The organism is Flavobacterium sp. 120 (genome assembly GCF_003633605.1).
Lineage (GTDB): Bacteria > Bacteroidota > Bacteroidia > Flavobacteriales > Flavobacteriaceae > Flavobacterium > Flavobacterium algoritolerans.
On record NZ_RBKZ01000001.1, the window covers coordinates 841809 to 867088 of the forward strand.

Here is a 25280-nt window from a genome sequence, read left to right on the forward strand (position 1 = left end):
ATTTGAGTACTAATAAATTAATTTTTGTTTTCTTTTTCTTCTTCGTAAGCCTATCTTTATTGGCTCAAACGGCTAGAATAAAAGGAGTTATTTTAGACAAAAACAATCAACCCGTAGGTAACGTAAATGTTTCTTATTCCAGTATTGGCACTCAATCCAATAAAAATGGATTTTACGATCTAAAAGTTCCTGCGAACCAAAAAGTAACGCTTGTTTTTACGCATGTTTCGTTAAAAAAAATAACAATAACTTTTTCTTTGGATTCCAATGAGCAAAAGGAATTCAACCCAGTGATGAGTGATCAGGAAGAACAAATGGGTGAAGTGATTGTGACGTCCAATAACCGAAAGCTGATTCAAGGGATTTCTACAATTGAGCCTGAGGTTATTCGGAAAATTCCTGGAGCTAATGCCGGTATCGAAAATATTTTAAAAACCTTACCTGGAGTAAACTCTAATAACGAATTGAGTACACAATACGCCGTACGCGGTGGGAATTATGATGAGAATTTGGTTTATGTAAACGAAATTGAAGTCTATCGCCCGTTCCTGATTCGTTCGGGACAGCAAGAAGGTTTGAGTTTCACTAATACTGATTTGGTACAAAATGTTGATTTCTCGGCGGGAGGTTTTCAAGCTAAATTCGGGGATAAACTATCATCTGTTTTAGATATTACATATCGAAAACCGGTTAAATTTGGCGCAAGCCTTGAAGCTAGTTTTCTTGGCGGAAGCCTTTCTGTTGATGCGGTTTCTAAAGATAAAAAATGGTCTGCGGTAACGGGAGTTCGATATCGAAACAACAGCCTTTTGGTAAAAAGCCAAGAGACGCAGACGAATTTTACGCCGTCATTTGCAGATATTCAAACCAATATAAATTATCAGGCTTCGGCTAAATGGCAGTGGAGTTTTTTGGGGAATATTTCTCAAAATAAATACCAATATCAGCCATTGACGAGACAGACTACTTTTGGAACCATAGATAATCCTATGGCACTTACTGTTTTTTATGAAGGTCAGGAAAAGGATAAATACGATACGTATTTTGGAGCTTTAAAAACAACATTCAATGTTTCGGATAATTTTACGTTGAAATTCATCGGTTCTGTTTTTCATACTTTAGAACAAGAATATTTTGATATTTTCGCGCAATATCGTTTAGGTGAAGTGGATTCCAGTATTGGGTCAGAAACTTTTGGAGAAGTTGCTTTTACAAGAGGAATTGGTTCGCAGCTGAGTCATGCCAGAAATGATTTGGATGCACTAATTGTAAATACCGAGATAAAAGGATTCCACGACTGGAAAGAAAATCAATTTGAATGGGGAATTAAATATACACGGGAATCCATTCGTGACAGAATAATAGAGTGGGAGGTAATTGATTCGGCTGGTTTTTCATTGAATCCACCAATTATTGATTTGCCTAAAAATGATCAGCCGTATTCGCCTTACACCGGACCGCTTGTTCCGTATCAAAATATTCGAGCGACTAATTTTAACTCCATCAATAGATTTTCGGGTTATGGTCAATGGAGTTTGAAATCGAATATTGGTTCGAGTGAAGTTTGGTATAATGCTGGCGTGCGCATGCACAATTGGGAAGTTATAGGTACTGCTATAACTGGAAAGTCCCAAATTACTTTTAGTCCCAGAGCACAGTTTGCCATAAAACCAGACTGGGAGAAAGATATGGTTTTTAGACTTTCAGGAGGATTATACCATCAGCCGCCATTTTACAGGGAATTGAGAGGTGAGGATGGAATGGTGCAACCCAATACTAAGGCGCAACAATCGGTGCATATTGTTTTTGGGAATGATTATAGTTTTAAGATGTGGGATCGTCCTTTTAAATTGGTTTCAGAGTTGTATTATAAATCGCTGACAGATGTAAATACGTATACGATTGACAACGTTCGCATTCGTTACGCAGCCAATAATAATGCAACAGCCTATGCGCAAGGATTAGATGTTCGCTTGAACGGGGAATTTGTACCCGGAACAGAATCTTGGTTTAGCTTTGGCTATTTGAAAACAGAAGAAAACAGCAATGAAAAAGGATATATTGCCAGACCTACGGATCAACGACTGAAATTTGGGCTTTTGTTTCAAGATTATATGCCTAATATTCCAAGTATAAAATTGTACTTGAATTTGGTTTACAATACTGGATTGCCAGGAGGTTCGCCATCATATGCTGATTCTTACTTATACCAAAATCGATTGAATGATTACCGCCGTGTGGATGTTGGTTTCTCCAAAGTTTTCATAGATAACACTACAAGAAAAGAGAATAATACGGGTTGGTTTAAAAACTTTAAAGAGTTGGCGATAGGATTAGAAATTTTTAATCTTTTTGACAATCAAAATGCCATTACGAATACCTGGGTTCGGGATGTATATTCGAAAAATCAATATGCAATTCCTAATTATATGACCACCAGAGTTTTTAATGTAAAATTGACTGCGAAGTTATAAACGTTAAGAAGCGGTAAAGTTTAACCCAATTTTAATTCGTTAAATCAAGTATTGAATGGCGTTACCATTTTTAAAAATGATTACATTTGAATTTTAATAGTACAACAACATGAAAAAACTACATATCACAATATTAGGAATCGCAATTCTGCTTTTAACCAGTTGTAAAGAAGAGGTTGAAAAACCAAAAGTTACTTACGATGGAGCGAGTAGGGCTAAAGAACTAGCCAAAGCGGATTCTACACAAATACAAATTGCCGATTTGCCACTTCAAATGGAAGGAACGGATTATTTGATTCATCCCGTAGCTGATTTAAGCATTCGCGAGAAAGGGATAAAATCGAGATATGGTTCTTCCAGTGTGAACGATTTGAGTTTTACTATATCTAATTATGGCGAATATGAAATCACAGGTTTTTTGCAGAATTTAAAATTTCAAAAAGTTGATTCGGATTCCATCAGAAAATTGACAGACAAACCTGTTTTGATTCAAACTGCTACGTATTTAAAATCGGTTGCTGACAAAACCAATAACCAAATTATGGTGTACACCATGGTTGATATGGATACGAATAAAGACGGAAAATTAGATACAAGTGATATAAAAGCATTGTATTTAAGCGAAATTAGTGGCGAAAAATTCACTAAAATATCTTCCGATTTTCAGGAATTAATAGATTGGAAATTGATAGGTTCAAAAAATCGTTTGTACTATAGAACCGTTGAAGATACTAACAAAAACGGAGAGTTTGATAAGAAGGATGTGGTGAATTACTACTATATCGATTTGTCAAAAAAAGAATGGAAAATAATTGGTTACGAGCCAGTTTAGAAGCACCGATTTTAAATCAAAATATCACTTTCCAAGTCTGATTTTTCAATGGTGAAATCAAATCCCAGTTGTTTTACTAATTGAATAACCAGGTTTTTATACCAGTTTTCGGATTTGGGATGAATGTATATTTTTTCAATCAATTGATTGATATCTACATTGATTTTAAGTCCCTCATTGATTTTGATGTCACTTTTACCAATGTCTGTGATGATGCGTACTTCGCCTTCATACTGAAAACTTTTTCGCTTGAATAAAAAAGGAAAAAACATATCATCAAACGGAATGTGTTCTTTTTTGTAATCGATGTAATTTACTTCCCCAATATATTGATTGAAATTAGTTTCCGGAATAAGGGATTCCTGTAATCTGCCAATGGTTGATTGAATCGCCAAACCTTCACTATTTTGCGTGAAAATTTGCCACATAGCAAACGATTCATATTCATTGATATGCCAGCTGCTAATCGCAACTTTTTCCCGATGTGTTTTGTAATAGTTTAAAAAGTCAGGATTGTCAATGGAAAGTTTTTTTATTTCCTCAAAAGTGGGTTCGCTAAAAGTGCCTTCATATTGATCTTCAAATTTATCAGATCGCGACATGAATAACTTCTCGGACATTAATAAATCTAAGAATTTAGATAAGTCAAGATATTTCCAAACAATAGTGTTTGGGTCTTCAGGTAGTTTTATGTTTTGATTATTGATGTACATTTAAATTATTTAAAAAATTGTCGGGGCAACAAGTAAATAAGACATGTAAAGTTCACCAATTTATTTTAGAATTATGATTTAAGGACTTGTTTTTTTATAATGATTTTTTGTCCATTCAGCTTTTCTATTTCATAGCTGTCTTTTTTAAGATTTTCAATTCTCCACAATAAAAAATCACACTCGTCTTTAAAATCAATTGCCGTTAAACCATTTATTGATTTTATTTCTTCTTCTGTAGCTAATTCTTTTGCTGAACTTTCAGAATTGTTGTTTTTACCGACTATTATTAACTTACCATTTTTCAAAAAACAATCGGCATCAAAACTCATTTGTAAAGAAATAGGTTTGTTTGAAAGTTTTAAATAATATTTAGAATTGTCATTGTTTAGTATCATAATTGAGGATAATTGAGAAAAGAATTTGAGCCCGATTTTATTTTCAATATTGGCCCTGATTTCAATTTTTAAATCATCAAATCGTGTGTTGCCTATCATCAAATTATCAAAGCTTAAAGTCTCGTACTTGTTGATTTCCATATTTGAAAGACTCATTGTCAATCGCGAACCAGAAATTATTGCATCTTGATTTTCTTGTTTTAGTTTTTTAAAAAAGGGTTCTTTCTCAGAAACTTCAAAAAAGTCGTTATATCCTAAGTCTACTAAACAGTTTTTGAATTCAGTTTCATGGATATTAAAAGTAGTAAAATGTCGGTTATTTTTATAATTAATGTGCATTTCAAGCATTTCGTCTGAATATTCAAAAGTTGATTTTGAGACGTATAAAAGTTTTTTTTCAAAATCAATTTTCCAGTTCAGCTTGTTGATTGCATTTGCACCCAATAAATAATAATTATTACAAGCCAAAAACGGCATGTCATATACGACACTTTTTATGTTTTTAATTTCGAAAGTGCCTATTGTTACTGTTTCAATCATGGCTTCTGACATTGAGTTTACATTTTCATTACTGTCAGTAATATTCTTTTTCCCAGCAATTCGTATTTTAGTATCACTTGCTTTCGCAGATGTAATAACTCCAATAGCTGCACCTGTATCTAACACAAAATCAGTTTCGACACCATTTATTTGTCCCTTGAAAACTAATAATGATGATGAAGTAGTAAAGGGAATTGTATCAATTTTGACAGATTGAGCTTTGCTTAAAAAAGATATTAAAAACAGCACTGAGAGTAGTAGATTTTTTCTCATTGGTATTGATTTGATTTTTGAGATTTTAGTTTTCGTAATGTTCGACCGATGAAGATACCACCAATAATTCCTGGTAAACTCCACGCTAAAACTGCGGGTAAATAAGTGTTATTAATGACAAGAAATGCCGTAAAAGCTGCAATATAAGCTCCAGTCATTCTACCGATATGATTCTTTAATCCGTATAATTTATCAGTTACTTTTCCGGTGTAAGCTTTGTATTCAACGGAACATAATCGCAAACTAATACTTCCAAACAAAATATAAACTATTCCGAAAATTTGTTTTGCTAACATATATTTAAACCCAATATAAAAGAAGATAATACTGGAAATAAGCATTAGAATAGTCAAAAAAGCATCGCCTATTTTAGGTTTTTGACCCAGATGAGCCTTTTTTAAATGGATCATTCGATAGCCTGAAATAGACAGGTAAATTGTAAACACGCCTACTATAAAAAGGAATAAGTTAGGATGTACATACGAAAGGTAGAATGCGCACAAACCAGTTGAAACCATGGCTAAAGTAAATACTTTGCCAAGTTTTTTATGAATGACATCTCCTTTTTTGCGAATTAAAAGCAGCGTTCCTAACAGTAATCCGGTAAATCCAGAAATGATATGAATGGTTAAGATAATTTTGAAAATCATATTTTTCAGTATTAAATTAAAAAGGTTGAGTAAATATATTAGATGTTACTCAACCTTTTTTAAATTTTTTACTGAACTGTAATTTTAACAGTCTGAAGTGTATTTTATGGTAACTTACTCGAAAGACTGCATGGTAACTAATTTATTATATGTCCCATTCATTGCAATAAGTTCCTCGTGTTTTCCTTGCTCCACTATTTTTCCTTTTTGCATTACCACAATCAAATCGGCTTTTTGAATGGTAGACAGACGGTGCGCAATAACAATTGAAGTTCTGTTTTGCATCATGTTTTCTAGTGCTACTTGAACGAATTTTTCGCTTTCGGTATCCAATGCTGATGTAGCTTCATCCAAAATCATAATTGGAGGATTTTTCAAAACCGCTCTGGCAATGGATAATCGTTGTTTTTGTCCACCGGAAAGTTTGTTTCCGCTGTCGCCAATATTTGTATGAATTCCCAGTGGCAAGTCTTTCACAAATTCGTAAGCATTTGCAATTTTTAGGGCTTCAATGATTTCTGTATCAGTGGCATCATGTTTTCCCAAAGCAATATTAGCTTTTATAGTATCATTAAACAAAATACTGTCTTGCGTTACTAATCCCATTAAATCACGAAGGGAATGCAGGTTCATGTCTTTGATATCAATTCCATCAATAGCGATTGTACCTTCATTTACATCATAAAAACGAGTCAATAAATTGGCAATCGTACTTTTCCCACTACCAGATTGTCCTACAAGAGCAACGGTTTGTCCTTTTTTAACTTGAAGCGAAAAGTCTTTTAAAACGTTCTCGTCTTCATATCTGAAATTAATATTCTTAATTGCGATACTGTCTTCAAAAGTTAATTTTTTAATCGCATTTTCGCTGTCTGTAATCTCATTTTTTACTTCTAAAACTTCAAAAACACGTTGGGCTGCGGCTAGTCCATTTTTTACTGAATAGGAAGCTTTAGAAATGGCTTTGGCAGGAGTTAAGATGTTATAGGCAAGACCCATGTAAGCTAGAAATTTAGCTCCATCAAGTAATGCTTTTCCATTAGGTAATTTGTCAACAAGTACCATTTTTCCACCAAACCAAAGCAATATGCAAATAGTAATTATCCCTAAGAACTCACTTAAAGGTGTAGCTAAGTTATTTTTTTTACCTATACTGTTAGACAATTTTAAAACTCGTGTAACTGAATCATTAAATTTTTGTTTAAAATTTGATTCGGCATTATAGCTTTTAACAACTTTTAGTCCAGATAATGATTCTTCTACAATCGAAATTAGATAACCGTTTTCATACTGTACTCTTTCGGATTTGCTGCGCAGTGATTTACCAATTTTTGATATTAATAGTCCTGAAAGAGGGATGAAAATAAAGACAAACAAGGTGAGCTTGAAACTGATTGCAATCATACCAACGAGGGTGAATATGATGGTCATAGGCTCCTTAACAATCAATTCTAAGACAGAAAAAAAAGAATTTTGAACCTCATTTACATCACCTAACATTCGAGCCATAATATCACCTTTTCTTTTTTCAGAATAGTAGGAAACAGGTAAGTTGATGATTTTGTGATACATTGAATTTCTTAAATCCTTCAATACACCATTTTTAAGATGCATCAAATGATTAGATGCTAAGTAATTAAATAGATTTTTGAATAGGAAAGTTATACTCACTATGGCAATAACTAACAGTAAGGCAAATTCAGGACCATTCTTTTCGGTTAGTAGTGTGATGTTGTAATATAAGTATTCTTTAGAAAATTTGATGATGTCAAAAATAGACTCTAAAACAGGTTTTTGATTAACTTTTTCAGTAGTGCCAAAAAGCACATCCATCATTGGGATTAATGCAATAAAAGACAAGGTGCTAAAGAGTGCGTAAAAAATATTGAATATTACGTTCCAAACCACATGAGAACGGTACGGGTTTGTGAAAGGAATAATTTTTTTGAAATTTGAATCCATTTAAGTTGTTTTTTTATCATCAAGACCCGATAAGTTCTCTACTTATCGGGTCTGTCTGAAAAATCAATTTTGTTTTTTTTTATTAATTCAATTGCATTGAAGTAATAATGTTTTTTATTTTATTGTCCAAAATGCTTTCTACTTCGTTGAAATCTGCTACTGAATCCAATTCCGTATTTACACTGATATAGAATTTTATTTTAGGCTCCGTTCCACTTGGTCTGGCGCAAATTTTAGAACCATCTTCGGTATAATAAATCAATACGTTCGATTTTGGAATTTCCATTTTGGTTTCCTCATCAGTAAGCAAGTTTTTAGCTATTGAAGATTGGTAATCCTCTACCATGACAACTCGTTGTCCGTTGATTTCTTTCAATGGATTTTCACGCAAATCAATCATCATCTGATTAATTTCCTGTAAGCCATCCATTCCTTTTTTGGTCAATGAAACTAAATATTCTTTGTAAAAACCGTTATCAACATACAGTTGTAGTAGTTCTTTGTAAACCGTGCTTCCTTTTGCTTTGGCTTGAGCCGCAACTTCGCAAATCAATAAAGTAGCCGCAACAGCATCTTTATCACGTACGGCATCGCCTACCATATAACCAAAACTTTCTTCGCCACCTCCAATGAATTCCAACTCAGGAAAATCCTTAATCATTTTGGCAATCCATTTGAAACCAGTCAAACCAACTTTGCATTCTACACCGTAGTTTGTTGCTAATTCCATCATCATAGGAGTAGAAACGATTGTAGAACCCACAAATTGTTTGCCATTGATTTTACCTGCTTTTTTCCATTGTTCCAATAAAAATGCAGTCATCAAAATCATGGTTTGATTTCCATTAAGCAACGTCATTTTGCCTTCGTTATTTCTAACGGCAATTCCTAAACGGTCACAGTCAGGGTCAGTCCCAATAACGATATCCGAATTTGTCTTGTCTGCCAATGCCAATGCCATTGTCAATGCTTCCGGCTCTTCAGGATTTGGAGATTTAACAGTTGGGAAATCACCATTCGGCACTCTTTGTTCTTCAACAATATTCACATTAGGATAACCCGCTTGCGATAAAGTATCAGGAACTAATTTTATAGATGTTCCGTGCAAAGAAGTGAAAACAATATTCAGATTTTTTTTGGCTTCAGCCGAAGTTCCAAAGCTCGCATTTTCGATAGTCGATTTGATAAAAGCTTCATCAACTTCTGTATCAATATAGTGTATCAAATCTTCATTGGCAGTAAACTTGATTTGATTGTAATTTAAATTCTCAATAACATTGATGATTCCCTCATCTTCCGGCGGCACAATTTGTCCACCATCTTGCCAGTACACTTTGTATCCATTATATTCCGGTGGATTGTGTGATGCCGTAAGAACAATTCCGCACTGACAGCCTAAATGTTTCACTGCAAATGACAATTCTGGAGTAGGTCTCAATTCCGAAAACAAATACACTTCAATTCCGTTAGCCGAGAAAACATCCGCAACTAATTTGGCCAACGTATCACTATTATGACGACAATCGTAAGCAATAACCGCTTTCAAAGGCTGGTTAGGAAATGCAGTATGTAGGTAATCCGAAAGTCCTTGCGTGCTTTTTCCAAGTGTGTATTTATTGATGCGATTGTTTCCCACACCCATAACTCCGCGCATTCCACCAGTTCCAAATTCAAGATTTTTATAAAAACTCTCTTCCAGTTCTTTAGGCGATGTAGTCATCAATTCTTTAATTGCTTCCTGCGTAGCGGTGTCAAATGTTGGCGTAAGCCACTCATTTACTGCGTCCAAAATGTTTTGTTTGATATCCATTCGATATGTTTTTTAGTTTCTAAATTCGTAATTAAAATTTAAATACAGTTGTTTTGTTTTAGGAGCTATATCCTGCTATTCGCTGTATCTTTTTCTTTTTTTAAAGAAAAAAAAGAAAAAGGATGCCGCTGTTATCAGGGCTAGTTATAGTGTAAACGATAACTATTATCTTTAAATTTAGTTTTAGTTAAATTTATAAAAAATTAACTTCACTCGACACTTTATAACGCTCTTCATTATTTTTTGTTCGCAAAATTATTTCGCCAAGAAATCCGGCCAAAAATAATTGTGTTCCCAAAATCATCGTGGTAAGTGCGATGTAAAACCAAGGATTATTTGTTACCAGACTATAGCGCATGTCATTATACATATGATATAGTTTTGAAATACCAATATATCCGGCAAGCATAAACCCGATAATAAACATTAACGATCCCATGGCACCAAATAAATGCATCGGTCTTTTTCCAAAACGGGAAAGAAACCAAATGGTAATTAAATCCAAGAAACCATTGATGAAACGTTCCATACCAAACTTGGTCTCACCGTATTTTCTGGCTTGATGCTGTACTACTTTTTCGCCAATTTTTCCAAAACCGGCATTTTTTGCCAAAACCGGAATGTATCGGTGCATTTCGCCCGAAACTTCAATGTTTTTTACAACAACATTTTTGTATGCTTTCAATCCGCAATTGAAATCATTCAATTCAACTCCCGAAGTTTTTCTCGCAGCCCAGTTGAATAATTTAGAAGGCAAGTTTTTTGCCACTACGGAGTCGTAGCGTTTCTTTTTCCATCCGGAAACCAAATCATATTTACCGTTGGTAATCATATCATACAATCCCGGAATTTCCTCTGGACTGTCCTGCAAATCAGCATCCATAGTAATAATTACATCACCTTGTGCTTTTGCAAAACCAGCATGTAGCGCTTGCGATTTACCAAAATTTTTCATGAAACGAACCCCTTTTATATGAGGGTTTTCTTGTGCAAATCCTTCAATAATAGTCCATGAATTATCAGTACTTCCATCATCCAAAAAAATGATTTCGTACGTATAATTATGAGATTGCATCACTTTGATGATCCAGTTGTATAGTTCATTAAGTGATTCCTCTTCATTAAGAAGCGGTATGAGTATAGATAAATTCATTAATTTTTATTCTTGTGTAGATTTGCTTTTAAAGAATGCTGCCAAAATTAATCCGAAAATTGAACTAAAAACAATACTAAAAATAGATCCTTTTAGTAATTCCAATGTAGAATAAGGATTGTTTTCTTTCATTTTTGCTATAGCGTCGTTAATGGCTGATGCTGGTGTACCAAATTTTTGCATCATGTTGACAGTATATTTAATCATTAATTCACTTAAAGTCTCTTTAGCAGAAGGATCAATAAAATTGAATAAAAGAACATTAAAAAGTGTTGAAATTAAAATACCTATTAGTGTAGCAATGAAGTAAGTTGTAAAAGCATCTTTGAAAGAAAAAACATTGTTGAGCTCTTTTTTTGTTTTCGAAAGTAAAATAATTCCCAATGTAAGATAAACCAAAATACTTAAGACTCCAATCCACCAAGAAGTAAACAAATTTAAATCAATAGCGTAAATTGTTGAAGTAATTAATGCAGAAACAATTCCAATTGTTACTCCATAGGTTATTCCATTCTTTTTAATAATTTCATTTATCATTGTTGTTGTTTTAGAATTAATCCACAAATATAACAATTCCCAATATATTCGTAGCTAAAAATCGTTTTTTACGATTATATAAAAAAAGTGATACAAAGATTTGTTTATTGGAAAATAATTGTAAATTTGCAAACTCAAAATAATAGTGTAAAACAAAAAGTTATAAGGAGTTTATACCTTTTCTGTTAGAAGAAAAGCTTCAAGACTAATTATAATTAACAAATAAAAAAGATTAACAAGATGAAAAAAGGAATTCACCCAGAAAATTACAGATTAGTTGCATTTAAAGACATGTCAAATGACGAAGTTTTTATCACTAAATCTACTGCAGATACAAAAGAAACATTAACAGTTGACGGAGTTGAATATCCAGTTGTGAAAATGGAGATCTCTAGAACTTCTCACCCTTTTTACACAGGTAAATCTAAACTTATTGATACTGCAGGACGTATTGATAAATTCAAAACTAAATACGCTAAACACGTTAAATAATTTTAACTCGTTTTCAAATACAATTAAGCCTTCCTTTTTGGGAGGCTTTTTTATTTTTATCTATTTGAAAACTTTGTAACTTTGGTGTCAATATTATTAAAACGGCAGGTTGATGAAATTAATTTTCGAATCAACAAATAACCGAATCAACAAATAAACAATTTTTATGAATTACATACTTTTTGACGGACCTTCCAGAAACGGCTTATTGCCTTTTACTTTTACGCGTCCGGTTGCGGATATTCTTATTGGAATCATGACCATTCGTCAAAAATGGGAAATGCGTTTGGGTTCTACTACAACTACATTGACAGAGGAATATTTGTCTGAGAAATTCCCAATGGTAGAATTAGAAGAGAATGTAATGATAAACGCTTCCTTTCTTCCTAATGATGTTTTAGCAGAAATGGTTAGTAATCTGGAACCCAATCAGGCTATTTTCAAAGGAGACGAAGTAATTGCTTTTTATACGAATGATGAGCAGGAAGAAGTAAATTTTGATACCTATGAAATTATTGAATATACTGATGATTGCTTGACTATTGAGCATACTTGGGATATTTTTTCTAAAAATGATGCAGCGATACGAGAAGATTTTGAATACCTGACAGAGGATAGAAAATCACAACCAATACCAAAAAGTGTCAATGTCATTGCACCTGAAAATATATTTATAGAAGAAGGGGCGAAGTTAGAATTTGTGACTTTAAATGCTTCTGCAGGTCCTATTTATATTGGTAAAGATTCAGAAATCATGGAAGGTTCCGTAATCAGAGGGCCTTTTGCCTTGTGCGAAAATGCACAAGTGAAAATGGCTTCAAAAGTATATGGTGCTACAACCGTAGGACCTTATTCCAGAATTGGTGGTGAAGTAAAAAATGTGGTGCTTTTTGCATATTCAAATAAAGGGCATGATGGGTTTTTAGGAGATTCTGTTCTTGGCGAATGGTGTAATATTGGAGCCGACAGTAATAATTCTAATCTAAAGAATAATTACGAAGAAGTGAAATTGTGGAGTTATGAAACGGAAGGTTTTGCTAAAACAGGACTTCAGTTTTGCGGATTGATGATGGGAGACCACAGTAAATGTGGCATTAACACCATGTTCAATACGGGAACGGTAGTAGGCGTAAGCGCTAATATCTTTGGCAGCGGATTTCCTCGCAACTTTGTGCCTAGCTTTTCTTGGGGTGGTGCTTCCGGTTTTACCACTTATGTGACCAAAAAAGCTTTTGAAACGGCTCGATTAGTGATGAGTCGCAGAAACGTAGATTTTGATGAAAGAGAAGCTGCTATTCTTGAACATGTTTTTGAAGAATCAAAAAAGTGGAGAAAAGAATAATTTCTCATTTTAGATATAAAAAAAGCCTCTTGATAGAGGCTTTTTTATTTTAAGTTAACCTTTTATTGATAAGCATAAATAAGTGACCCATTTTTTATTAAGTTAATTAGGGTGTTGGCATTGTTGTCCGGAACTGAAAAACATCCCCAACTGAATTTACTAAACATCTTTTTTGACGAATGGACAACGATATTTCTTTTCAAAGCATTCGAATTTTTATCATTTTCCAACCCATCTAATCGTAAAGAATATCCCCACATCCCTTGATAGGTCTGTAATGTAAGATAGCATCCTAATGAAGTGGCTTTGCTTCCTTCAATATTGCTAAAGGAACTTGGAGTCAATCCTGTTCCTGAGCCAGAACCATGGTCAACATTACTGGTTAGAAGTATTTTGTTGTTTTTTAAATCAATAACGTAGAGCCTTGCTTCGTTGATTGATTTTGAAAAATCAATGAGTGTAATAATATTTTTATTTTTGGCTTTAAAGCCCCATTTTGTTTGTACTTCGCAAGCTTTCTGTACAATTTCTTCATTGCTTTGGGCTGCAATAAACTGGAAAGCGCACAAGAGAATAATTGTTAATGTTTTTGTCATGATCTAGTTTTTAAATTTTCATTCAACCTATAAAAGTTAGGTTTTCGGTTTACGCATCGGTTTTATTTTCTACACCATTCTCCTGTTTTTACATTGTTTAAACAGGGATTACTATTTTCATAATGATTTAGGGATTTGTTGTTTTTAAGATTTAATGTTGTTTCAAATGAAAATGTTTTTTTGTAGTTAAACGTCTAATTATCAAATGCAAAACTATAAAAAAATACTATTATTGTGCGTTGTTTAAATTTTATATTTCTTTTATTCAAAATTTAAATTGTTATAAATTATTCAATTGTCCAATTCCTGAATTAATCTATCTTTGCACTTTTAAAAAACACTTGCTGAGAAGTCTAATAATCTAAGCAGTCTAAAAATCTAAAAATCTAAATGATTACAGTTAACGATATTTCTGTGCAGTTTGGTGGCACGACACTTTTTAGTGATGTTTCTTTTGCTATAAATGAAAATGATAAAATTGCCCTTATGGGTAAAAATGGAGCAGGAAAATCGACGCTGCTTAAAATTATTGCAGGTCAAAGCAAGCCTTCAACCGGTAATATTTCGGCACCAAAAGATGCTGTTGTGGCCTATTTGCCTCAGCATTTATTGACTACAGATGGTGCGACGGTGATGGAAGAAACTTCTAAAGCGTTTGGAGAAGTTTTTGCAATGAAAGCAGAAATCGATGAAATCAATGAGCAACTAACCATTCGTACTGATTATGAAAGTGATGCGTACATGAAATTAATCGAAAGAGTTTCAGACTTGAGCGAGAAATTTTATGCTATTGAAGAAATAAATTATGAAGCCGAAGTAGAGAAAATTCTAATCGGTTTGGGATTTGTTCGTGAAGATTTTAGCCGTCAGACTTCGGAGTTTTCTGGAGGATGGAGAATGCGAATAGAACTTGCCAAAATCCTTTTGCAAAAACCAGACTTAATTTTACTGGATGAGCCTACCAACCACATGGATATTGAAAGTATTCAATGGTTAGAGGATTTCTTGATTAATTCAGCCAAAGCTGTTGTGGTAATTTCTCACGACAGGGCTTTTGTAGATAATATTACGAATCGTACCATCGAAGTTACAATGGGACGTATTTATGATTATAAAGCCAAATATTCTCATTATTTGGAACTTAGAAAAGACAGACGTGTGCATCAGCAAAAAGCATATGACGAGCAACAACGCATGATTGCTGATAACAGGACTTTTATCGATCGTTTTAAAGGGACGTTTTCTAAAACGGATGCCGTTCAGTCTCGTGTTAAGATGTTAGAGAAGCTGGTTATTGTTCAGGTTGACGAGGTGGATACTTCGGCTTTGAAACTAAAATTTCCGCCTGCTGCACGTTCCGGACAATATCCGGTAATTGTAAAGGATTTGTCAAAATCATATGGCGATCATGTGGTTTTTTCGAATGCAAATATGGTTATCGAAAGAGGAGAAAAAGTAGCTTTCGTTGGGAAAAATGGGGAAGGAAAATCGACGATGATCAAAGCCATTATGAAAGAAATCGAAATAAATGGCGGAAGTTTAGAGATTGGTCATAATGCACAGATTGGTTATTTTGCTCAGAATCAAGCCTCTTTATTAGACGAAAATGCTACTATTTTTGAAACTATTGATGATATTGCCGTGGGTGATGTTCGAACTAAAATTAAAGATATTTTAGGGGCTTTCATGTTTCAGGGTGATGATGTGACTAAAAAAGTGAAAGTGCTTTCCGGTGGCGAGAAAACGCGTTTGGCAATGATTAAATTATTGTTGGAACCAGTGAATTTATTGATTCTGGATGAGCCTTCGAATCACTTGGACATGAAAACCAAAGATATTATCAAAGATGCGTTGCGTGATTTTGACGGAACATTAATTTTGGTTTCTCACGACAGGGATTTCTTAGATGGATTGGCGACTAAAGTTTTCGAATTTGGAAACAAAAGAGTAGTAGAACATTTTGAAGATATTACCGGTTTCTTGGCAAATAAAAAAATGGACAGTATGCGAGAGATAGAAAAATAGTCTTTGGTAAGAACAGTTTATAAATACTGAAACGGCATGCGGATAACGCATGCCGTTTTTATTTAAGTCAATTTTTGAGTAGTTTTTCTGCAGTAAAACGATAGTGATTTTTGAATGTAATTTTTTATATATAAAAGGTTAAAGTGCTTGTTATTAAGTATTTAATTTTAAATTTTTCGTACCTTGTGTAGTGATTTAATTTCAATGTATAAAATTTTTTAGTCATGAAAAAATTAATTTTATCCTTAGTCTTTTTAGCTACTGCGCTGTTTAGTGTGCCTCTGTTTTCACAAATAGACAACAGACCGGTAGCTTTGGGTATGCCGGGTGATAACCTTAATCTTTATGCTGTATTAGATATTTTTCAAAAAGAAAAAACTTTAGAAGAATTTGAAAGAGCAATTAATGATAAAGATACCAATGTTAATAATCTTGATTTGAATAATGATGGCTATGTCGATTATATTCAGGTAGTTAGTTATAAAGAAGGCGATTCTTATTCAATAGTCCTTCGCGTAGCGGTAAATAGAATTGAATATCAGGATGTGGCCGTTATTGAAGTCAGTAAAAATAGATACGGGAAGGTTATTATTCAAATTATAGGCGATGAAGAATTGTATGGTGAAGATTATATTCTGGAACCTTCAGCAGGAGATGGGTATACGCCAAATCCAGGTTATTTAGGTTATGAAAGAGCGTACACGGGTAATTATTGGAATGGAGTTTTATATGTTAACAATTGGCCAATAATAATCAATTTATTTTCTCCGTCATTTGTAGTTTATATATCTCCGTGGCGTTGGGGTTATTATCCGTCTTATTGGCGTGCATGGACTCCTATTTATTATTATAATTATTGGGATTACCACCGTCATTATTATAGAAATGATTTTTATCGCAGAGTGGGATATGTACGATATCCGCTTGCGTATTCCTATTATTATTCCAGAAGGAACAGTTCTCCGGTGGTAAGGAGAAACAGAGTAAATAATGTTTATAGAGATACCTATCAAGGAAGAAGTTTTACAAGACCACAAGGAACAGTTCTTCCTAGAACTCGAGAACAAATAAGAGGAGACCGTTCTGTAAATCCTCGAGCCTCCCGTTCGGATCAGTCCATGAGACCTACAAGACGTCAAAATGTAGAAGAAAATCGTCAACAAAACCCTTCATCAGCGCGTCCTGTTCGGCCTGTAGCACCAACAAATCGTCAACCGGCTCCAAGAAGCCGACAAGATAATCCTGCAACTGCCCGTCCATCTCGATCCAATGCGCCGTCAAGTCGTCAACAAAACGAAGGAGCTCGTTCTATTCCATCTAGAAGACCTATGGAAAAATCGGCTCCGGCAAGAACGAATAATCCTTCTCGTGGTAAGGATAGAAATTAATACGGGTTTTGAATTTTCATTAAATAAAAAAGGCTGTGTTTTTATATGACACAGCCTTTTTTTATAATCGTATTCCGGGTGGTAAGAGCTCTTTGTAGACAGGATTTTTTTTGAAAAATGCCACTATTTTAGGTTGGATTGGAACAACTTTTAATTTTCGTTCAATCGCAATTTCCATGATATTTTTTAGAAAATTAGAAACGAATTCCTCGTTTTTGAATGTTTCCGGTACATTTAATTTTGTCAGAAATATTTTTTTCTCCTGAAAAGAATACTCAACTGAGATTAATTCTTTTTCAACTATAGTTTCAAATTGTCTTGAAAAAGTATTGTCTTTGATTTCCATAGTGATTGCTGTATTCATACTAATTAACGCTAATTCATTGGTACTTCTACCAATAGTATTTTTGATTTGGTACTGATTTTAATTTCGAATTGATCAAAATCGGTTATTCCCATGGCATCTCTTGCCTTCAAAGTTTGATTATTCACTTCTATTTCGCCCTCAATCAAAAATAAATAGACACCATTTTTAGGGATTTTAACCTCATATATAGTGGTGGTATTGCTATCGAAAATGCCTAAATGGAAAAAGGTTTTTTGGTAAACCCAAAGTGCATTTCCGTCATTTTTATCCTTTGGCGAAACGATGTTTACAAAGGTATTGATTTGATTTTCAATATCAAATGATTTTTGGTCATATCTTGGAGCCACGTTTTCGGTGTCAGGAAAAACCCATAATTGCAGTGTTTTTGCCTCGTTTTTCTGGCTGGCATTCATTTCAGAATGTTCTACTCCAGATCCGGCGCTCATTACCTGCACTTCTCCAAAACCAATTACTCCTTCGTTTCCCATGCTGTCGCGATGTTGTAGCCCGCCTTCGAGCGGAATAGTGATGATTTCCATATTGGCATGGCCATGAGTGCCAAAACCTGATCCGCCCGCAATAGTATCGTCATTTAAAACGCGTAACATTCCGAATTGTACGCGTTCTGGATTGAAATAATTTCCGAAAGAAAAAGAAAAATTGGCTTTAAGCCATCCGAAATCGGCCTTGCCTCTTGTATTTGATTCAAATAGTTGTGTAGTCATAAATTATTGATAATATAAAGTGAAAAGTGAATAGGGTTTGAATAAAAAAATTATTTTTATACAAAATTCGCCATAAAAAGACTGAATTTTGTTATAAAATAGTTAAAACAATTATGAGTAAAATCGCAGTTTATTTAATGCCGGGATTAGCGGCAAGTACGACCATTTTTGAGCGAATTGCACTTCCCGAAGAAATGTTTGAAATAGTCTTGCTGGAGTGGGAAATCCCTCTTAATAATGAGTCTTTGACGGATTATGCCAAGAGAATTGCAGATAAAATTACGCATCCGAATCCGGTTTTGATTGGGGTTTCGTTCGGAGGTATTTTGGTACAGGAAATGGCTAAATATGTCGAAGCCAGAAAAATAATTATTATTTCGAGTGTCAAAAGTAATGTGGAATTTCCCAGAAGAATGAAAATTGCTAAAACCACCAAAGCCTATAAATTAATTCCCATGAATCTGATAGCAAATATTGAAAGTCTTGCTAAGTTTTCCTTTGGCGAAAAAGTAAATCAAAGGCTCAAGCTATACGAGAAATTTCTCTCGGTTCGGGATATTCGTTATTTGAATTGGGCAGTGGAACAAGTGATTTTATGGGATAGAACGGTTGTTGACGAGGATGTAATCCACATCCATGGAGATATGGATGATGTGTTTCCAATAAAATATATCAAGAATTGTGTCGTTGTAAAAGGAGGGACGCACATTATGATTTTGAATAAGTACAAATGGTTGAATGAAAATTTGCCTACCATTATATTGGGAACAGAAAAGAAGTAAACGCACTTTTATAGCTATATGAAAGGTCTAAAAAAGAAAAGATGAAATTGATTAATAAAGTTGCCATAATCCTTACCGTGATTTTTGCGAGTAGTGTATTTATTTTTGCGGCTAAAAACCCGTCAGAAGAAAAAGAGGTTGCAAAAGAAATTGCGGGTGATTTTCCTGTGAAATTAGATTTTGCAGGCGAGGAAACACCTTTGAAAATATCAGATGTAAAAGAACGTTTGGACAGGGAATTACTGGTAAATGTAAATCTGCATGCTTCTACTATTTTGGCTATAAAAAGAGCGAATCGTGCTTTTCCTGTAATTGAGCCTATTTTAAAAAAGAACGGAATTCCGGATGATTTTAAATATCTGGCCGTTATAGAAAGTGGCTTGGTTAATGTGGTTTCGCCAGCAGGAGCAAGAGGGATTTGGCAGTTCATGCCGGATACGGCCAAAGAACGCGGAATGGAAGTCAATGAAAATGTGGATCAGCGCTATGATTTAGAAAAATCAACGCAAGCGGCCTGCAGTTATTTTTTGAGTGCCAAAGGAAAATTTGGAAGCTGGACTTTGGCGGCAGCTTCTTATAACGGAGGAATGACGGGTGTCAATAAACAAATTGACATTCAAAAAGTGACAAATTACTATGATTTGTTGCTTACCGAAGAAACGTCTCGCTATGTTTTTAGGATTTTAGCCTTGAAAGAAATCATGGAGAATCCCGTAAAATATGGATTTACAATTGCTTCCGAAGATTTATATGCAACGTTACCAACTAAGAAAATCGAAATTGACAGTACGATTACAGATTTGGCTGATTTTGCAAAAGAGCAAGGAATAAACTATAAGATTTTAAAAATTCACAACCCTTGGCTTAGAGAAACGAAACTAATAAATGATACCGGTAAAAAATACCAAATCGAAATTCCGTTAAAAGGATATTAACTATTCTTAAACTATATAAAGCATTTAAGGAAATATTACCCACGTAAAAACTTATTTGAACTTATATTTCTTATATGGTTAATAAAAAAATGGGGTGTAGTTTTGTTTTCCAAAAATTTAGGAGATAACCAAATAAAAAAGGGTCAAATGTGTATCATTTGACCCTTTTTCGATAATTATAAAAAAAATTATATTTTTTTCATTTGTTCTTTCATCATGACAATCTGATCTTTCAACATGTTTTGTTTGTCTAATTTTTTGGCTTCATTCAATAACGTAGTAGCTTCTAATTTTCTTCTGCGTGTCATGGCAACTCCGGCTAAGTTTAATTTGGCTACAGCCAAATCCATATCCATTGATAATCCCAGTTCAATTGCTTTTTTGAAAAATTTCTCTGCTTGATTGATATTGGTTTGCGAAAGCATGATTCCGTGTAAGTAATTAAAGTATCCTTGTTGTTTTCTTACCAAAGCTGTTTCCGGTTTTTTGATGTAAGCCAACCATTTTTTGGCCCCTTCAAAATCTTGTTTTCTTAATTTTAAGAAGGCTAATAAGATGAATTCGTTTTTAAAGTAAAGGAAAATAGGAATAGCACTCAATAATATAAGGAAAATTCCATTACCGATATTGCTTTCCGTGAATTGCCAAATGCCAGTAATGATAATTAGTCCGGCGATAATAAGTTTAATATTTCTGTGAAACATAGTGTGATTATTTTAAGATGACAAATATAGTAAAATGAATTGAAAATATTTTTACAAAACTGCTTGTGAGAAAAAAAAGTCTTTGTATATTTGCACTCGGTTTTAGAATAACAGTTATTCAAAAATAGGAAGACATATAAATAAGATTTTAAAGATACAAAGCAATGAGCAAAAGAACGTTTCAACCATCGAAAAGAAAAAGAAGAAATAAGCACGGATTTATGGACAGAATGGCTTCTGCAAATGGAAGAAAAGTTCTTGCGCGTAGAAGAGCTAAAGGAAGACATAAATTGACTGTTTCTTGCGAACCAAGACACAAAAAATAATGTTTCTATAAACATAAATAAGGCGTTACTTTTTTTAGTATCGCCTTTTTTTATACCTATTCGTTAAAAAAAGTTTAAGATTTACAGTTAAAGGGTTTGAGTTCAGTAACTTTAATCTTTTGAAGACAACAACTACACAACACAATAATACCATACAATGCCAAAAGATACATCTATAAAATCAGTTTTAATAATAGGTTCAGGTCCTATTGTTATTGGTCAAGCGTGCGAATTTGATTATGCGGGATCGCAATCTGCCCGTTCTATTCGTGAAGAAGGAATTGAAGTTATTTTGATAAACTCCAATCCGGCAACGATTATGACCGACCCAAGTATGGCCGATCATATTTATTTGAAGCCATTAACGACCAAGTCAATTATTGAAATCCTTAAAGCACATCCTCAAATCGATGCCGTTTTACCTACAATGGGTGGACAAACCGCTTTGAACTTGTGTCTGGAAGCAGATGAAAAAGGAATTTGGGAAGATTTCGGAGTACGATTAATCGGGGTTGATGTAAACGCCATTAATATTACCGAAGACAGAGAGCAGTTTAAACAATTGCTTCAAAAAATAAATGTACCAACTGCACCGGCAAAAACAGCTACTTCTTTCTTGGAAGGAAAAGAAATTGCACAGGAGTTTGGTTTCCCGTTAGTAATTCGTCCTTCGTTTACACTTGGGGGAACTGGAGCCGCTTTTGTACATACCAAAGAAGAATTTGACGAAAAACTAACCTACGGATTAGAAATGTCACCTATTCATGAGGTTTTAATTGATAAAGCTTTAATAGGTTGGAAAGAATACGAATTGGAATTATTGAGAGATAAAAACGATAATGTTGTTATTATCTGTTCGATTGAAAATATGGATCCAATGGGAATTCATACCGGAGATTCCATCACGGTTGCACCAGCAATGACATTATCAGATACGACTTTCCAAAAGTTGCGTGATATGGCAATCTTGATGATGCGCAGCATCGGAAATTTTGCAGGAGGTTGTAACGTGCAGTTTGCCGTTTCACCAGATGATAAAGAAGATATCGTAGCGATTGAAATCAATCCTCGTGTATCTCGTTCCTCAGCTTTGGCATCAAAAGCTACAGGTTATCCTATTGCAAAAATTGCTTCTAAACTGGCTTTGGGTTACAATTTAGATGAATTGCAAAACCAAATTACCAAATCGACTTCGGCTTTATTCGAACCGACTTTGGATTATGTGATTGTTAAAATTCCACGTTGGAACTTTGATAAATTTGAAGGAGCAGACAGAACGTTAGGACTTCAAATGAAATCCGTAGGTGAAGTAATGGGTATTGGACGTTCGTTCCAAGAAGCCTTGCACAAAGCGACTCAATCATTGGAAATCAAAAGAAATGGTTTGGGTGCCGACGGAAAAGGATACACTAACTACGAACAAATTATCGAGAAACTGACATTTGCAAGTTGGGACCGTGTTTTCGTGATTTATGATGCTATCGCGATGGGAATTCCATTGAGCCGTATTCATGAAATCACTAAAATCGATATGTGGTTCTTGAAACAATACGAAGAACTGTACACTTTAGAGAAAGAAATTTCTAACTATAAAGTTTCGAATCTTCCAAAAGAATTGTTGCTTGAAGCGAAACAAAAAGGTTTTGCTGACAGACAAATTGCTCACATGATGAACTGTCTGGAAAGTGAAGTGCATACGTTGCGTATGGATAAGAACATCAACCGTGTGTTTAAACTGGTTGATACTTGTGCTGCTGAGTTTAAAGCTAAAACACCATATTACTACTCTACTTTTGAGGCTGAAATCGAAAAAGCAAATGGCGAACGTTATGTAGATAACGAAAGCATTGTAACTGATAAAAAGAAAATAATTGTTCTTGGGTCAGGCCCAAATAGAATTGGACAAGGAATCGAGTTTGATTATTCTTGTGTACACGGAGTTTTGGCAGCAAAAGAATGTGGTTATGAAACGATTATGATTAACTGTAATCCGGAAACAGTTTCGACTGATTTTGATACAGCTGATAAATTATACTTCGAACCCGTTTTCTGGGAACATATTTACGACATCATTCAGCATGAAAAACCAGAAGGTGTAATAGTTCAATTAGGTGGTCAAACAGCCTTGAAATTGGCTGAAAAACTGTCTAAATACGGAGTAAAGATTATAGGAACCAGCTTTGATGCACTTGATTTAGCCGAAGACAGAGGACGTTTCTCTGAATTGTTAACTGACTTGAATATTCCTTTCCCACAATTTGGGATTGCTGAAACAGCTGACGAAGCTTCTGCCTTAGCAGATACTTTAGATTTCCCATTATTGATTCGTCCTTCGTATGTGTTAGGTGGTCAGGGAATGAAAATCGTAATCAATAAGAAAGAGTTGGAAGAGCACGTTATCAATTTATTGAAAACAATTCCAGGAAATAAATTGCTGTTAGATCATTATTTGGCCGGAGCAATCGAAGCGGAAGCCGATGCAATTTGTGATGCGGATGGTAATGTGTACATCATAGGAATTATGGAGCACATCGAACCTTGCGGAGTGCACTCTGGAGATAGTAATGCTACTTTGCCTCCTTTTAACTTAGGAGAATTTGTGATGCAACAAATAAAAGATCATACCGTTAAAATTGCTAAAGCGTTAAAAACTGTAGGTCTAATCAACATTCAGTTTGCTATAAAAGATGATACTGTTTACATTATCGAGGCAAATCCTAGAGCATCCCGTACGGTTCCATTTATTGCAAAAGCATACGGAGAACCTTATGTGAACTATGCTACTAAAGTAATGTTAGGTCACAATAAAGTAACCGATTTCAAATTCAATCCACAGTTGAAAGGATATGCGATCAAGCAACCAGTTTTCTCTTTCAGCAAGTTCCAAAATGTAAACAAAGCATTAGGACCAGAAATGAAATCAACAGGAGAAAGCATCTTGTTTATTGATGACTTGAAAGACGATCAATTCTACGAATTGTACTCCAGAAGAAAAATGTATTTGAGTAAATAAAACTTGAATGTATATATTGAAAAAGCCCCAATTTTGATTGGGGCTTTTTTTATGGGATAGTGTTTTATTTGCTTATAGTTACGGGGTCAAAGTCGGAGACATTTGCCCAGCGTAAAATGACTAACTCTACGGAGAGCTGGGTTTCTGCCCGGCAATTGCTTCCTCAAGATGATAATCTATTCTTTACAACTAACTAGATAAACAACCAAAATTAGTAACACAGCAGATAGCAATGAATATATTACATAATATAATCTTTTATATTTTGGTATTCTTTTTTTAATCATCTCTTTTTTTTCTTTACTCATTCTTTTGTATGCTAAATAATTTAGAATAAATAAAATAATCACTGTAATTATAAGATACCTCAAGTCAACTAAATTAAAATTAATTAATTTTAATAATATTAATAAAATAGTATTCACATTAAGTGATTGGATAAATGAAGTATTAAGAATTATCCTTACTTCGGGATCGTTCTCATACCTTTTAAGCCTATTATACCTGGAAACCGAATAATCAAGCCAGAAATCAAAGATAGTTTTAATCATTATCTAATATTTTACTTTTCCACCAATATTTCTCACTCTGTTTAATGCGGATGAATGAACACCAAAGAGAATTCTGTTATAAGTTTCTGTTTTGCTAACATACCTATCCATAACTTTCCACGTTGCAGACCATGCTAAACCAGCTCCCCAACCATAAGCCCAACCGATCTCTCCTCCGGTATAATTTGATAGACTACTAACCGCTCCTCCATATAAATCCCCATTAGCCACTTTCTGAAGTCCATCATAATATCTTATAATATCAGCCGAACCTTTTAGCAAACTTGAAACTTTATTTATTTTATTTGAGATAAGGATTCGCTATGTCCTTTTTCATAGACATTAAATTTAGAAAATCCTGTTTCGTTTAAAGTACTATAACTACCTATGAGAAAATCAGCTTTTGACATATTTACTTTTAATAAGTTTCCAGCAATTCCTGCCCCAAAATTGTAAGTAGTAGCATAATCAGTAAAACTTGAACCTGTGTTACTATCATAAAATTTATTACTAAATGACCAATTTAGGTTTAATTCACCATCTACAACAGTACTTTCGTTAAAACCATATCTATGATTTTTATTTGTTTACGTTTTTTTTGGTAATATCTCGCCTAACTTGCATATAGGTCTAACGATATCTGACTTGTCATCACTAAATTGTGTCTCTATATCTGATAAACGTCAGATTTTATT

22 protein-coding genes are annotated in these 25280 nt (G+C 34.0%); 10 read left to right on the plus strand and 12 right to left on the minus strand.

Features of this window, described 5'->3' with window-relative positions; translation table 11 throughout:
- Nucleotides 1-2: 2 nt before the first annotated feature.
- On the plus strand, nucleotides 3-2474 hold the full coding sequence (locus tag C8C87_RS03570; protein ID WP_121341213.1) for a TonB-dependent receptor: 2472 nt from the start codon (nucleotides 3-5) through the stop codon (nucleotides 2472-2474).
- 109 nt (nucleotides 2475-2583) lie between these two features.
- A complete protein-coding gene (locus C8C87_RS03575) occupies nucleotides 2584-3306 on the plus strand; it encodes a hypothetical protein (RefSeq protein ID WP_099716101.1) in 723 nt (240 codons plus the stop codon).
- A gap of 11 nt (nucleotides 3307-3317) precedes the next feature.
- On the opposite strand, the gene C8C87_RS03580 is transcribed toward C8C87_RS03575, so the two are convergent.
- The 7 genes from C8C87_RS03580 to C8C87_RS03610 all read right to left on the minus strand — a co-directional run bounded on the left by C8C87_RS03580 (nucleotide 3318) and on the right by C8C87_RS03610 (nucleotide 11339).
- Nucleotides 3318-4019 (minus strand): hypothetical protein, encoded by a 702-nt coding sequence (locus tag C8C87_RS03580; RefSeq protein WP_099716100.1) that lies wholly within the window; start codon nucleotides 4017-4019, stop codon nucleotides 3318-3320.
- A 71-nt stretch (nucleotides 4020-4090) separates the two neighbouring features.
- Nucleotides 4091-5227, minus strand: a complete 1137-nt coding sequence (locus C8C87_RS03585) for a retropepsin-like aspartic protease (protein ID WP_121341216.1) — start codon at nucleotides 5225-5227, stop codon at nucleotides 4091-4093.
- Complete coding sequence (locus tag C8C87_RS03590) at nucleotides 5224-5877, minus strand: hypothetical protein (RefSeq protein ID WP_121341219.1); 654 nt, start codon at nucleotides 5875-5877, stop codon at nucleotides 5224-5226. The genes C8C87_RS03585 and C8C87_RS03590 overlap by 4 nt, the downstream gene beginning before the upstream one ends.
- Before the next feature lie 114 nt (nucleotides 5878-5991).
- Nucleotides 5992-7839, minus strand: coding sequence for an ABC transporter ATP-binding protein (locus C8C87_RS03595; RefSeq protein WP_121341222.1), 1848 nt, complete (start codon nucleotides 7837-7839; stop codon nucleotides 5992-5994).
- Nucleotides 7840-7921: 82 nt separating this feature from the next.
- Nucleotides 7922-9649, minus strand: a complete 1728-nt coding sequence (locus C8C87_RS03600) for a phospho-sugar mutase (RefSeq protein ID WP_121341224.1) — start codon at nucleotides 9647-9649, stop codon at nucleotides 7922-7924.
- A 193-nt stretch (nucleotides 9650-9842) separates the two neighbouring features.
- A complete protein-coding gene (locus C8C87_RS03605; protein ID WP_121341227.1) occupies nucleotides 9843-10802 on the minus strand; it encodes a glycosyltransferase family 2 protein in 960 nt (319 codons plus the stop codon).
- Between the two features lie 6 nt (nucleotides 10803-10808).
- On the minus strand, nucleotides 10809-11339 hold the full coding sequence (locus C8C87_RS03610) for a DUF4199 domain-containing protein (protein ID WP_121341229.1): 531 nt from the start codon (nucleotides 11337-11339) through the stop codon (nucleotides 10809-10811).
- A 240-nt stretch (nucleotides 11340-11579) separates the two neighbouring features.
- On the opposite strand from C8C87_RS03610, the gene C8C87_RS03615 reads away from it, so the two are divergent.
- Together C8C87_RS03615 and C8C87_RS03620 are read left to right on the plus strand one after the other, a co-directional pair.
- A complete protein-coding gene (locus C8C87_RS03615; RefSeq protein WP_099716093.1) occupies nucleotides 11580-11831 on the plus strand; it encodes a type B 50S ribosomal protein L31 in 252 nt (83 codons plus the stop codon).
- 166 nt (nucleotides 11832-11997) lie between these two features.
- On the plus strand, nucleotides 11998-13173 hold the full coding sequence (locus C8C87_RS03620) for a GlmU family protein (RefSeq protein WP_121341232.1): 1176 nt from the start codon (nucleotides 11998-12000) through the stop codon (nucleotides 13171-13173).
- 62 nt (nucleotides 13174-13235) lie between these two features.
- Here the strand turns inward: C8C87_RS03620 and C8C87_RS03625 are convergent, their stop codons facing one another.
- A complete protein-coding gene (locus tag C8C87_RS03625) occupies nucleotides 13236-13769 on the minus strand; it encodes a murein L,D-transpeptidase catalytic domain family protein (protein ID WP_099716091.1) in 534 nt (177 codons plus the stop codon).
- 390 nt (nucleotides 13770-14159) lie between these two features.
- Here C8C87_RS03625 and C8C87_RS03630 point away from each other — a divergent pair, with 390 nt between their 5' ends.
- Both C8C87_RS03630 and C8C87_RS03635 read left to right on the plus strand, forming a co-directional pair.
- On the plus strand, nucleotides 14160-15794 hold the full coding sequence (locus tag C8C87_RS03630; RefSeq protein WP_099716090.1) for an ABC-F family ATP-binding cassette domain-containing protein: 1635 nt from the start codon (nucleotides 14160-14162) through the stop codon (nucleotides 15792-15794).
- Nucleotides 15795-16018: 224 nt separating this feature from the next.
- Nucleotides 16019-17182 (plus strand): hypothetical protein, encoded by a 1164-nt coding sequence (locus C8C87_RS03635; protein WP_121341235.1) that lies wholly within the window; start codon nucleotides 16019-16021, stop codon nucleotides 17180-17182.
- A 61-nt stretch (nucleotides 17183-17243) separates the two neighbouring features.
- Here the strand turns inward: C8C87_RS03635 and C8C87_RS03640 are convergent, their stop codons facing one another.
- Together C8C87_RS03640 and C8C87_RS03645 are read right to left on the minus strand one after the other, a co-directional pair.
- On the minus strand, nucleotides 17244-17528 hold the full coding sequence (locus tag C8C87_RS03640) for a GNAT family N-acetyltransferase (RefSeq protein ID WP_099716384.1): 285 nt from the start codon (nucleotides 17526-17528) through the stop codon (nucleotides 17244-17246).
- 29 nt (nucleotides 17529-17557) lie between these two features.
- Nucleotides 17558-18274: a pirin family protein gene (locus C8C87_RS03645; RefSeq protein WP_121341238.1), complete on the minus strand. Its 717-nt coding sequence runs from the start codon at nucleotides 18272-18274 to the stop codon at nucleotides 17558-17560.
- Between the two features lie 113 nt (nucleotides 18275-18387).
- Here C8C87_RS03645 and C8C87_RS03650 point away from each other — a divergent pair, with 113 nt between their 5' ends.
- Complete coding sequence (locus C8C87_RS03650; protein ID WP_121341241.1) at nucleotides 18388-19056, plus strand: alpha/beta hydrolase; 669 nt, start codon at nucleotides 18388-18390, stop codon at nucleotides 19054-19056.
- Nucleotides 19057-19097: 41 nt separating this feature from the next.
- Nucleotides 19098-19991 (plus strand): lytic transglycosylase domain-containing protein, encoded by an 894-nt coding sequence (locus C8C87_RS03655; RefSeq protein ID WP_121341243.1) that lies wholly within the window; start codon nucleotides 19098-19100, stop codon nucleotides 19989-19991.
- Between the two features lie 188 nt (nucleotides 19992-20179).
- On the opposite strand, the gene C8C87_RS03660 is transcribed toward C8C87_RS03655, so the two are convergent.
- Nucleotides 20180-20695 (minus strand): DUF2892 domain-containing protein, encoded by a 516-nt coding sequence (locus C8C87_RS03660; RefSeq protein ID WP_121341245.1) that lies wholly within the window; start codon nucleotides 20693-20695, stop codon nucleotides 20180-20182.
- Between the two features lie 164 nt (nucleotides 20696-20859).
- On the opposite strand from C8C87_RS03660, the gene rpmH reads away from it, so the two are divergent.
- Together rpmH and carB are read left to right on the plus strand one after the other, a co-directional pair.
- The gene (rpmH, locus tag C8C87_RS03665; RefSeq protein ID WP_007136275.1) at nucleotides 20860-21021 is read left to right on the plus strand and encodes a 50S ribosomal protein L34; all 162 of its coding nucleotides are present in this window, start codon (nucleotides 20860-20862) and stop codon (nucleotides 21019-21021) included.
- Between the two features lie 157 nt (nucleotides 21022-21178).
- Nucleotides 21179-24034, plus strand: a complete 2856-nt coding sequence (gene carB / locus C8C87_RS03670; RefSeq protein ID WP_121341247.1) for a carbamoyl-phosphate synthase large subunit — start codon at nucleotides 21179-21181, stop codon at nucleotides 24032-24034.
- A gap of 554 nt (nucleotides 24035-24588) precedes the next feature.
- Here carB and C8C87_RS03680 read toward each other — a convergent pair.
- The gene (locus C8C87_RS03680) at nucleotides 24589-24867 is read right to left on the minus strand and encodes a hypothetical protein (RefSeq protein ID WP_121341252.1); all 279 of its coding nucleotides are present in this window, start codon (nucleotides 24865-24867) and stop codon (nucleotides 24589-24591) included.
- Nucleotides 24868-25280 lie beyond the last annotated feature (413 nt).

Coding starts and splice junctions, on each gene's coding strand:
- C8C87_RS03575 (WP_099716101.1), top strand. CDS start 2,584: ATGAAAAAACTACATATCACAATATTAGGAATCGCAATTCTGCTTTTA.
- C8C87_RS03580 (WP_099716100.1), bottom strand. CDS start 4,019: ATGTACATCAATAATCAAAACATAAAACTACCTGAAGACCCAAACACT.
- C8C87_RS03585 (WP_121341216.1), bottom strand. CDS start 5,227: ATGAGAAAAAATCTACTACTCTCAGTGCTGTTTTTAATATCTTTTTTA.
- C8C87_RS03590 (WP_121341219.1), bottom strand. CDS start 5,877: ATGATTTTCAAAATTATCTTAACCATTCATATCATTTCTGGATTTACC.
- C8C87_RS03595 (WP_121341222.1), bottom strand. CDS start 7,839: ATGGATTCAAATTTCAAAAAAATTATTCCTTTCACAAACCCGTACCGT.
- C8C87_RS03600 (WP_121341224.1), bottom strand. CDS start 9,649: ATGGATATCAAACAAAACATTTTGGACGCAGTAAATGAGTGGCTTACG.
- C8C87_RS03605 (WP_121341227.1), bottom strand. CDS start 10,802: ATGAATTTATCTATACTCATACCGCTTCTTAATGAAGAGGAATCACTT.
- C8C87_RS03610 (WP_121341229.1), bottom strand. CDS start 11,339: ATGATAAATGAAATTATTAAAAAGAATGGAATAACCTATGGAGTAACA.
- C8C87_RS03615 (WP_099716093.1), top strand. CDS start 11,580: ATGAAAAAAGGAATTCACCCAGAAAATTACAGATTAGTTGCATTTAAA.
- C8C87_RS03620 (WP_121341232.1), top strand. CDS start 11,998: ATGAATTACATACTTTTTGACGGACCTTCCAGAAACGGCTTATTGCCT.
- C8C87_RS03625 (WP_099716091.1), bottom strand. CDS start 13,769: ATGACAAAAACATTAACAATTATTCTCTTGTGCGCTTTCCAGTTTATT.
- C8C87_RS03630 (WP_099716090.1), top strand. CDS start 14,160: ATGATTACAGTTAACGATATTTCTGTGCAGTTTGGTGGCACGACACTT.
- C8C87_RS03635 (WP_121341235.1), top strand. CDS start 16,019: ATGAAAAAATTAATTTTATCCTTAGTCTTTTTAGCTACTGCGCTGTTT.
- C8C87_RS03640 (WP_099716384.1), bottom strand. CDS start 17,528: ATGGAAATCAAAGACAATACTTTTTCAAGACAATTTGAAACTATAGTT.
- C8C87_RS03645 (WP_121341238.1), bottom strand. CDS start 18,274: ATGACTACACAACTATTTGAATCAAATACAAGAGGCAAGGCCGATTTC.
- C8C87_RS03650 (WP_121341241.1), top strand. CDS start 18,388: ATGAGTAAAATCGCAGTTTATTTAATGCCGGGATTAGCGGCAAGTACG.
- C8C87_RS03655 (WP_121341243.1), top strand. CDS start 19,098: ATGAAATTGATTAATAAAGTTGCCATAATCCTTACCGTGATTTTTGCG.
- C8C87_RS03660 (WP_121341245.1), bottom strand. CDS start 20,695: ATGTTTCACAGAAATATTAAACTTATTATCGCCGGACTAATTATCATT.
- rpmH (WP_007136275.1), top strand. CDS start 20,860: ATGAGCAAAAGAACGTTTCAACCATCGAAAAGAAAAAGAAGAAATAAG.
- carB (WP_121341247.1), top strand. CDS start 21,179: ATGCCAAAAGATACATCTATAAAATCAGTTTTAATAATAGGTTCAGGT.